At 68.0% G+C, this 9,154-nt stretch carries 11 protein-coding genes; 3 read left to right on the forward strand and 8 right to left on the reverse strand.

Translation table 11 applies throughout. From position 1 onward, the window contains the following. Positions 1 to 681, forward strand: a 681-nt coding sequence (locus tag KN815_RS13500; RefSeq protein WP_507229900.1) for a family 4 glycosyl hydrolase, incomplete at its 5' end; no start/stop codon positions are given. Positions 682 to 929: 248 nt separating this feature from the next. Here KN815_RS13500 and KN815_RS52135 read toward each other — a convergent pair. Next, complete coding sequence (locus KN815_RS52135; RefSeq protein WP_372458339.1) at positions 930 to 1,094, reverse strand: HNH endonuclease; 165 nt, start codon at positions 1,092 to 1,094, stop codon at positions 930 to 932. Between the two features lie 81 nt (positions 1,095 to 1,175). Between KN815_RS52135 and KN815_RS13505 the strand changes: the two genes are divergently transcribed. Both KN815_RS13505 and KN815_RS13510 read left to right on the forward strand, forming a co-directional pair. After that, the gene (locus KN815_RS13505) at positions 1,176 to 1,364 is read left to right on the forward strand and encodes a hypothetical protein (protein WP_216342087.1); all 189 of its coding nucleotides are present in this window, start codon (positions 1,176 to 1,178) and stop codon (positions 1,362 to 1,364) included. A 36-nt stretch (positions 1,365 to 1,400) separates the two neighbouring features. Beyond that, complete coding sequence (locus KN815_RS13510) at positions 1,401 to 2,738, forward strand: tyrosine-type recombinase/integrase (RefSeq protein ID WP_253208948.1); 1,338 nt, start codon at positions 1,401 to 1,403, stop codon at positions 2,736 to 2,738. Positions 2,739 to 2,819: 81 nt separating this feature from the next. Here KN815_RS13510 and KN815_RS13515 read toward each other — a convergent pair whose 3' ends face one another. From KN815_RS13515 to KN815_RS13535, 7 genes are all read right to left on the reverse strand, one after another. Beyond that, on the reverse strand, positions 2,820 to 3,545 hold the full coding sequence (locus KN815_RS13515; RefSeq protein WP_216342090.1) for a dienelactone hydrolase family protein: 726 nt from the start codon (positions 3,543 to 3,545) through the stop codon (positions 2,820 to 2,822). Positions 3,546 to 4,160: 615 nt separating this feature from the next. After that, positions 4,161 to 5,576, reverse strand: a complete 1,416-nt coding sequence (locus KN815_RS51515) for a sensor histidine kinase (protein ID WP_216342091.1) — start codon at positions 5,574 to 5,576, stop codon at positions 4,161 to 4,163. Further along, entirely contained in the window at positions 5,573 to 6,055 is a 483-nt protein-coding gene (locus tag KN815_RS50280; protein ID WP_253208949.1) for an effector-associated constant component EACC1, read from the reverse strand. Before KN815_RS50280 ends, KN815_RS51515 begins: the two co-directional genes overlap by 4 nt. 46 nt (positions 6,056 to 6,101) lie before the next feature. After that, positions 6,102 to 6,587, reverse strand: coding sequence for a hypothetical protein (locus KN815_RS50285; RefSeq protein WP_253208950.1), 486 nt, complete (start codon positions 6,585 to 6,587; stop codon positions 6,102 to 6,104). A gap of 3 nt (positions 6,588 to 6,590) precedes the next feature. After that, positions 6,591 to 7,169 carry a hypothetical protein gene (locus KN815_RS50290; protein WP_253208951.1) on the reverse strand — a complete coding sequence of 193 codons (579 nt, stop codon included), beginning with the start codon at positions 7,167 to 7,169 and terminating at the stop codon, positions 6,591 to 6,593. Positions 7,170 to 7,340: 171 nt separating this feature from the next. Then, positions 7,341 to 7,826 carry a site-specific integrase gene (locus KN815_RS50295; protein ID WP_253208952.1) on the reverse strand — a complete coding sequence of 162 codons (486 nt, stop codon included), beginning with the start codon at positions 7,824 to 7,826 and terminating at the stop codon, positions 7,341 to 7,343. Continuing rightward, the gene (locus tag KN815_RS13535; protein ID WP_253208953.1) at positions 7,748 to 8,764 is read right to left on the reverse strand and encodes a site-specific integrase; all 1,017 of its coding nucleotides are present in this window, start codon (positions 8,762 to 8,764) and stop codon (positions 7,748 to 7,750) included. The genes KN815_RS50295 and KN815_RS13535 overlap by 79 nt, the downstream gene beginning before the upstream one ends. Between the last annotated feature and the right edge of the window lie 390 nt (positions 8,765 to 9,154).

Genomic DNA, 9,154 nt, shown 5'->3' on the forward strand with positions numbered 1-9,154 from the left:
CGCGAGTGGCTGCGCGACCTCGGCCTGATCCCCAACGAGTACCTGTACTACTACTACTTCAACCGCGAGGCCGTGCGGTCCATCCTCGACGCTCCGCAGACCCGCGGCGAGTTCCTCGCCCGCCAGCAGCAGGAGTTCTACCAGCGGGTGACGGAGGCCGCCGGGGGCGCGGCCGTGTCGCTGTGGCGGAAGACCATCGCCGACCGCAGCGCCAACTACATGGCCGAGGCGAAGGGCGCCGTCCAGGGAGAGGCCCAACCGGACGAGGACTTCCGGCCGGACCCCGCGCACCAGGGGTATGCCGGGGTCGCCCTCGCGGTGATGGCCGCGATCAGCCGCAATGAACGCGCCACGATGATCCTCAATGTGCGCAACGGAACCACCGTCTCCGCCCTTCCACACGACGCCGTCGTCGAGGTGCCCGTGACCGTTGACGCGGGCGGTGTCCACCCGCACACCATCACCCAGCCCGACCTGCACCAAGCAGGTCTGATGCAGCAGGTCAAGGCGGTCGAGCGGCTCACCATCAGCGCCGCTGTCACCGGCTCCCGGACCGATGCCGCGAAGGCGTTCTCCCTCCACCCGCTGGTCGACTCGGTGACCGTCGGCCGCAAGCTGCTCGACGGCTACATCGACCGCATCCCTGAAGTGGCCGAGGTCTTCGGCGGCCGGACGTCCTAGCGGCGACTGGCGGCGACTAGGGTCCGTCTTCAACCGGATCTTGCCCAGAGCAGGAACGATGCGAGGGTGACCGCCGCTTCGTAGGAAGTGGCGGTCTTCTCGTATCTGGTGGCGATCCCGTGGAAGCCCTTGAGCCGGTTGGTTGGGTAGGCCGCGCGGCGAGGTGCCTGCTCCGGGCAGGCCCTTTTCCGCACGGCCTCCCTCCGAACCCGCCGTACGAGTTTCCCCGTAACGGGCTCTCCAGTGACCTACGCCGTGTCGCTGTAGGTTGGCTGTCCTGAGTGGATCGCGTCATGACAGACGGCGCAGACGATCAAAGTCTTGTGCCGCTTCTTCGCCATGATCTGACGCCATTCAGTAGGTGACCCTTCCACGTCGAGGTCAGCGAGTTCTCGGATGTGGTGCACCCGCACGTCTTGCGACGTCCCGCAGAGCTCGCATTTCCCCTTCAAGAGCCGGGAGATAAGCTCTTTTCGAGGGTGAGGATTGGTCCCTTGGCGGTCGGTGAGGACCGCGGCCAGGTGCGTGAGCGCCGCTCCCGCATCGACGTGATGATGCGTGTCCGCGGCCCCTACCTGGACATTCAGGAATGGGCCCACGACGACCCGTTCTGGGCCCAGTGGGCGGCCCCCAGCCCGATCACCCGCGGCGACGGAGCGGGCAACCACAAGATCATCGCCTAGGTCCACTCCCGGATGCACCAGCGCGTCCGTGAAGGCTTGCCACACCCGACGCTTCCGGTGGAGACCGCCGAGCGCGTCCGGCGCGAAGCGGCCGCGCTGCTGGAAGCCGCCCGCGCCACCCCCTTCGAAGAGGCCTTCGAGCACGAAGGCACCCGCTACCTGCGCATCCTGCCCAAGGCCAACCAGATCCCCAGCCGCCTGGACCACGGCTCCCAGCACGTCTACATCAAGGAGGTCGGCAGCACCGGCCGTCGGATCAACCAGAGTGTCGTCGAAGACGACGTTTTCTGGGCCTGGGCAGCCATCGAAACCCTCCGCCACACCGGTGTCCGCGCCGAGGAACTGACCGAGCCGACTCATCTCGCGCTGGTCTCCTACAAGCTCCCCGAGACCGGCGAGATCGTCCCGCTGCTTCAGATCGTGCCGTCCAAGAGCAACGAGGAGCGGCTCCTGCTCGTCAGCCCCGAGCTGGCTAGCGTCCTGGCCACCATCGTCAAGCGCCTACGTGACGCGAACGACGGCAGGATCCCACTGGTTGCCCGCTACGACCACCACGAGCGCGTCACCGGCCCGCAGCTCCCTCACCTCTTCCAGCGTTGGCCCTACTGGCAGGCGCAGGTCATGAACGAGACCGGCATCAAGCGCCTCCTCGACCGCACCCTCGTGGCGACCGGGCTGCGCGACGCCGCGGGCGAGCCCTTGCGCTACACCCCGCACGACTTCCGTCGGATGTTCGCCACCGAAGCTGTCACCGGCGGCCTGCCCGTCCACATCGCCGCGCGAATCCTCGGTCACAAGACGCTGACCACCACCCAGGCATACCTCGCCGTCTTCCAGGACGACCTGGTGCGGACCTACCGCAGCTTTTTGGACCGGCGCAGGGCTGACCGGCCCCCGGAGGAGTACCGCGAGCCCTCCGAGCAGGAGTGGCGCGACTTCCAACAGCACTTCGAGCTACGCAAGGTTTCCCTTGGCACCTGTGGACGGCCCTACGGCACTCCCTGCAAGCACGAACACGCCTGCATCCGCTGCCCTGTCCTCCAAATCGACCCCCGCCAACGGGGCCGCCTCATCGAGATCATCCAGAACCTCCGCGAACGCACCCGCGAAGCTCGCGGCAACGGCTGGCTCGGCGAAGTCGAAGGACCCCAGGTCAGTCTCAACGCCGCCACCGCCAAGCTCAACAGCCTCAGCCGGGCCCCGGCCGACGGCCGACCCCAACTGGTCGACCTCGGCATGCCTGTCTTCACCGACCCACCCGCCACTCCCACACCCCAAGGAGAGTCCCCGCATGCACCCGATACACCTGATCTCGTTCGGCTGCCTGCACCTCCCCACGGGCCCGGGCGGCAGGCCGATCCCGCCAGCCGCTGACCGCGTCGAGGGTGAGACCACCGGAGCCGGTGGCGGTCGACGGGACTGGTCCGCGGACCGGAATCGCGGTTGTCGACCAGATCACTCCGTTACGGTCAGGCACTCGGCGAGCAGGTCGACGACGTCGTGCCAGGCTCGCTGCGCGTGCCGTGGGTGGTAGCCGACGCCGGGGACCACGGGGTGGTCGACCGGCGGGTGGTGGAAGGCGTGCAAGGCGCCGCCGTAGACCACGAGGCGCCAGTCGACGCCCGCGGCCTGCATCTCGGCGGTGAACGCGCCCCGTTGCGCGGGCGGCATGATCGGATCTTCCGACCCGACCCCGGCCCACACCGGGCAGCGAATGCGCGCCGCCTCGCCTGGTCGGCCCGTGGTCAGCGCGTTGACTGTCCCGATCGCGCGCAGGTTGACGCCGTCGCGCCCGAGTTCCAGCCCGACGGCGCCCCCGGTGCCGTAGCCGACGGCGGCGATCCGGTCGGGGTCGGTCCGCGGCTCGGCGCGCAACACGTCGAGCGCCGCATGACCGATGCCCCGCATCCGGTCGGGGTTGGCGAGCAGCGGCATGCAACGGGTCAGCATCTCCTCGGGGTCATCCAAATAGCGCCCGCCGTGAAGGTCGAAGGCCAGTGCTACGTATCCCAGCTCGGCGAGAGCATCGGCCCGGCGGCGCTCGACGTCGCTGAGCCCCATGCCCTCTGGCCCGAGCAGCACCGCGGGCCGGCGATCGACTCCGGCCGGGAGTGCGAGGTGCCCGATCATCGTCAGACCGTCGGCCGGGTACTCGACCGTGCGCGTTGTAATCGTCGTCATGCGACTGGACAGTAGTGATCGTCGAGTCCGGTTGGGCCACTGTTCTGCCGCTGGCAGAACAGCGCGGGTGTTCCTCTGAAATGCGGCGATGGCTCACGATCCGCCACAAACCCCGTTCCCGCGGCAGCGGTTTCGGATCACCTGCCCTGGCCACGGTGCTGGAGGTGGACCTGCCGGTGACGACGACTGCACCAGCGTCCCCAACCCGCACTTCCCCACCCGGCCGTGATGTCCAGGGCGGCCGCCGCATCCAGCCAAGAACGCTCGCGGCCGCCCCGGAACCCCGCACTCCGACATGCGAGATGAGGAGCACCTCCGACATGACCGACCGCGCCGTACGCTTCGCCTCCGCCTTCTCCTCCGTCTACGCCCTGATGCGCATGGGCGCGTACCTGGGCGACCAGTGGGTTGACGCGGCGAAGGTCGTGTCCACCTTCCCGGTGTCTCGGTTCCCAGCACGAAGTTGGCGTTCAGGGCGAACCGCGAGCCGGGCAGTGGTGTCGCGGTCGTCGCGAGTCGACGTACCGCACCGAAGTTCACCCTGGCCGGTGGCAGTTGGCTGATCGCTGGTGCTTGATGAACCCCAACCGTCACGCGGAAGTGAGCCGACGTGTCCTATGCGCGGTGCGGCAGGCGTAGCGTGAAGATCGCTCCAGATTCGGCTTGATTGGCGGCCTGTATGTCACCGCCCATCAAGTGCGCATTTTCTTGGGCGATCGACAGCCCCAGTCCGCTGCCCTCGGACCGGGGACGGCGGCTGTCCGCCTTGAAGAAGCGATCGAAGACGTAAGGCAGGGCCTCCTCGGGGACACCATTGCCACTGTCCCTCACCTCGATGAGAAACTCCGTTGGCCGTGGCAGGACACCTACCGTTACGGGTGAGCCACCGTGCTTGAGTGCGTTGCCGATCAGGTTGGCGAGGATGACGTCCAGACGCCGCGGGTCGAGGCGTACGCGGAGGGAGCGCGGCCCGTCCAGCGTGACACCTGACGCCCATTCGCGGGCATCGAGGCAGGCGGCTACCTGCTCCATGACATCCACCACTTCGGGGACGAGCTGTGCGGTACCCGCGTCGAACCTCGTCACCTCCATCAGGGTCTCGACCAAGTCGTTCAACCGTCGAGTCTCGGTGATGACTAGCCGTACTGCCGGCTCGATCACTGGATCGAGCCGGCCAGTTTCCTCCTCCAACACCTCGGTCACGGCGGTGAGCGCGGTTAGCGGAGTGCGCAGTTCATGAGACATGTCGGCCACGAACCGCCTCATGACCGATTCGGGGGAGTCCAGAGCAGTATCTGTTCGTGGCTGGTAGGCAGGATTGGGTATGAACGGCACTGTGCCCAGGGAGTTGCGGTCCCGGCACTGTGGCTCCGGTCGTTCGGCCGCGCGCAGAGACGAGCGCATCCCTTCGTAGATCTCGTTGAGGGTGAGCGACTTGCTGGCCCCCGGCACACCCTGGTGCAGCAGACTCACAAGCTCTCCGGTAAAGGCTGTATAGAGTTCGCCGGGCGGGGCGAGGGCGAGCGCGTTCTCCGCGGCCGCGGCGAGCAGATATGTCCCGTCGATCTCGGCCAGGCCAAGCCCTTCGGACATGGCACCAAGGACGCGGCCGCTGTAGCAGCAGTCCAGAATCACAATGCGTCGCACTGCTCGGCTCGCCTCGAAAGGGCGTCTGATCCACTGGTAGGGCACCGCCGAGTCGTAGACCTCTTGCGCGTGGCTGCCGTGCAGGGCCAAGTACAGCTCACCGGTGCCCGGGTCGATCAACCCGTGGCCGGCGTAGTAGAAGATCAGCGTGTCGGTTGCTTCCTGGGCGGCCCGCTTGACTGCCTGCGAGACCAGGCGAGGCTCACGCGGGTCGGTAACGATGGTGCAGTGGGCGGTGCCCAGACCCCACACTTCCTCGGAAGTGAACTTGTCCCGCAGCGCCGCCACGTTGGCAGAGACAGCCGGTAAGTCGGCCATCTGTGCGAAGCGGCTGGATCCCACCAGCACCACTCTGGACCGATCAGGATCGGGCAACCCTGTCACGACCGGTCGCGCTCCTCCGGCCGTGCACCAAAGAGGCTGCGCAGCAGCCGCTCGGCTTCGTCCGCTGGCATGTCGTTGATCGTCACACGCCCACCATCGGGCTGCTCCACGGTCACCGACGGGGCGCGCGCTCCGCGCGTACTGCGCCACTGAACGATTGACACAGCCAGTGAAGCAGCGCTGAAACCAGAACCGATGACGAGCGAGACGACATCGAGCAATGGCCCCATCCCACCGACCGGCGCCTGAGCTGCGGCATCCCACCGCACATCAGCACAGCGTCGCGCCTGGGAATCAGCGAGCAGCCACGCGTGGAGCGAGCGAAGCTCTGCCTCAGTTGTCGTAACTGGCTCGACGGAAAGCCTTAGCCGCACTGAACCCTCCTTTCGATCGAGGTCCTGATAACGCAGAAGCCAATTTAAGGCCGAGGCCACGCAAATTGAGAAGGGATTCCATCCCGGGCGGAGTCGCCCCGGCATGCTGGTGTGACATCAGCGGCGCGAGAGGGGGACGACGCCCGCTGCGTCATCCCCCGGTTCGTGGTCGCGAGGCGCAGAGCAGGCAGACCCAGGGCCGGGCCGGACACGGCTTGCCCTTCGGTCCACGCAGTCCGGCGAACTGGTCGGCGCAGGCCCCGCTGAACACGTCCCGCTGGCCCGACAGCAACTCGGCCAAGGCCCCTTCGGCGAGACCGAGTCGGTGTACTTCCTGCGGCAGGACTACGGCGCTGGCCGCCTCGTCGACGACAGGCGGCGCACTCGCGCGCCGCAGCAGGTCGCCCTGTGCGTCCCGGGCGATCTCCTCGACCACCGTTTTCTGGGCTGGGGTCGCGGCCGACAGGTAGTGATCGCCCTCGACCTGCGGCGAGTGGTTGGGATCGATCGTCGCCCGCAGGGACCACTGCCGCTGACCGCGCTGCGCGATGAAGGTCGTCCGCAGCCGCCGGCGGTCGATGCGCAACAGTCCGCCCTCCTCCCCGCGCAGGTCATGGGCTTTAACCCACCCGCGCATCATCTACTCCTCGAAAGCCGCGCGTGCCGGCCTGCCCTGCCGTGTCACCAGCCACACATGCTCGGCCAGCTCGGCGGGAACATGCCTGCGCAGCAGGGCGCTATGCTCCAGCAGCCGCGACGCCCGCGGCGACAACACCAGGCTCTCCTCCGCCGTGCGGCCCTTGGTGTAGGACAGCAGCGTCGCCTGGTTCGCCTCGCTCCAGCCGCCGATTGCTGGGTCCTGTCCGCTCTCAGCGAGCATGATCATGGCCCGGTGTTCCTCCCCGAGGCGCCGTACCTCTCTCTTGCAGAGGTCGATCAGGCGGTTCCACTCGGCCGGCGCGTAGGGCGGCAACGGCTCACCCACCGCAGGACGGGTGTAGTTGGTGCCGAACACCATCTGCCGCACCGGTTCGGCCAGCACCTGGTGCCGGGTGTCGAAGGCGCGCAGGAGCGTGCGGGTGCGGTATTCGACAAGGTAGTGCGACCGTAGCCAGAACGCCCCGAGCGCGGCTCTGGTCAGCTCAGCCGCAGACCCCTCGAAGCCGTCCCCGGCAAGTTCGCGGACCATCCGGCGCAGCGTGTAGGCGAAGGCGTTCACCGTGGTCCGCTTGCAGAGCGGTCCGTGGGGATGGACCGAGGCGGCAAGGACCTTCGGTCAGGTCGGCTGCCAGCCGAGGGTTGGACAGGTCACCGATCGCGATGACAGTCGTCGTCTCGCCGGGCAGGGGCAGCTTCAGCGCGAGTGGATCGCGCAGGACTTCCGCGGGCATCAGAACTCCTCCGCGAACTCGGCGTCGGCCTCGGTGAGCGCGGTTGCATCGATGACTGCGCGGGTTCTCTCCCAGGCCGCGCGGTAGATCCGGTGCACATCCAGGCGCTTGAGGTAGACCTCCGTGGTGACCACGCTGGAGTGCCCCAGCAGGTCCCGCAGGATCAGCAGCGGATCGGCTTTCAGCAGGTAGAGCGAGAGCCCGGACGCATCGCCGGTCGCCGCGGCGAGCTGAGCGGCCTGCCGGTAGTGCCCCTCCACCAGCTTCTCCAGGGTGGCCATGGCGAAGGTGTGCCGGCACCGATGGGGCGCGACATCGGGGAACCGTGGCTCGAAGCGCTCACGGATCCGGCGGGCCGTGCGACGAAACAGGGTGCCCCAGTCCACGAAAGGCCGCCCGTTGTAGCTCAGCGCCAGCCGCAGCGAGCCGCCCTCCGGGCCGACCAGCCGCAGCCGTTCCTCCGGCTGAAGCGCCGACCACCGCATGCGCGGCCGTTGACCCAGCCGCCGTAGAAGTCCGCTTCCTCTACCACCAGCGGCCTCCTCGGCCGCCACGCCCCTTGCGGCATCTCCCGGTCCAGGGCGATGTAGGAGTGGACCGCCGCCAGTGAGGCGTAGTCGATCCACGTCGTGCGGAACTTCCGGCCCTTGGGCCCCAGTTCCGGGACCGCCCACGAGATCGGCACCTCGGTCGGCTCGGCGGGAAGCGGCGGCACCTCATGGACCAGCAGGTGGGTGAACTCCCGGCTCCGCATCCCGGTGCCCAGGACCAGGCCGCCCATCGCCGCATTCCGGCCCGGGAACCGGCCGCGGAACGTCGCGTCCTCCAGCCCGTCCGGGCCTAGTCCGGCCAGGCCGTAGCGGAACAGGTCGGCGAAGTCCGACGCCAGGTACTGCACCTTCACCTGCGGCTTCGGCCGCCGCATCCGGGCCCGGTTCCGCCGAGTCTCCACCAGCCGGCCCTGCTCCATCCGCTTGCCAATGGCCACCGTGAACGGCACTGCTGCCGTCAGGCTCTCGCCCTCGGCCCAGTCGTAGAACCGGCTCAGCGCGGTGACCTGCAATTCCCACGACGAGGACTCCAGCCGCTCCTCCAACGGCCCCGACAGGCGACGGTCGGCGTACGTACCGAGCGCGGCCACCAACTCCTGCCGCGTACCGAATACCGCGACACCGTGCCGCTGTAGATGCATCAGCCAGTCCCGGGCCGCCAACGCGTACGCTGGCCACGAGTTCGGTGACGGCGCCCCGCTCGACGGCAGCGTACGAAGCCAGGCGTTCACCGCCCGCGTAGCCCTCGGGCCGCCCTCGTCCTCGCACACGAAGTCGTCGTCGAACAGCACCGGCATTCGCTCCGGGATCAACGGCTCGCCACCAAGCCCCCAGGACTGCCAGCCCTCGGCAGAGAAGAAGTGAACCAACACGGGCCGGGACGGTAGGCCCGGGACACGACCTTCATCAACTGCTAACCCCATGACCGATCAACGGGAGTTGAGGCATGTGAGGCACGCGAAGAAAGCAGTGACAAACTGGATCCCGTCCCACCACCAGGCCGTCACCAAGGACCAGCACGACGAAACCGAGGGCCAGTCCAGCCGAGCGGCCCGCATCGCCTGCACCGCGCACGTAGCTTCTCTCGGGTTCGTCGCCTCGGCCAGGACGTGCGAGAGCGGTTTTCCTCTGGTGAAGGCAATGAAACGGCCTGGGCAGCGTCCGCGACACGTGTTGCGGACGGGCCTCCGTCCGAAGGGCGGGGGCCCGTCGGGGTCCTAGTACTCCAAGCAGCGTTTCGCTATCTGGCCTGGTCAGAGGCG

Source organism: Streptomyces niphimycinicus (assembly GCF_018883605.1).
In the GTDB taxonomy this organism is placed as follows: domain Bacteria; phylum Actinomycetota; class Actinomycetes; order Streptomycetales; family Streptomycetaceae; genus Streptomyces; species Streptomyces niphimycinicus.

Excerpts from the sequence above, each read along its gene's own strand:
- KN815_RS13515 (WP_216342090.1), bottom strand. The coding sequence starts at position 3,545 with ATGACGACGATTACAACGCGCACGGTCGAGTACCCGGCCGACGGTCTG.
- KN815_RS50280 (WP_253208949.1), bottom strand. The coding sequence starts at position 6,055 with ATGCCGGGGCGACTCCGCCCGGGATGGAATCCCTTCTCAATTTGCGTG.
- KN815_RS50285 (WP_253208950.1), bottom strand. The coding sequence starts at position 6,587 with ATGCGCGGGTGGGTTAAAGCCCATGACCTGCGCGGGGAGGAGGGCGGA.
- KN815_RS50295 (WP_253208952.1), bottom strand. The coding sequence starts at position 7,826 with ATGCGGTGGTCGGCGCTTCAGCCGGAGGAACGGCTGCGGCTGGTCGGC.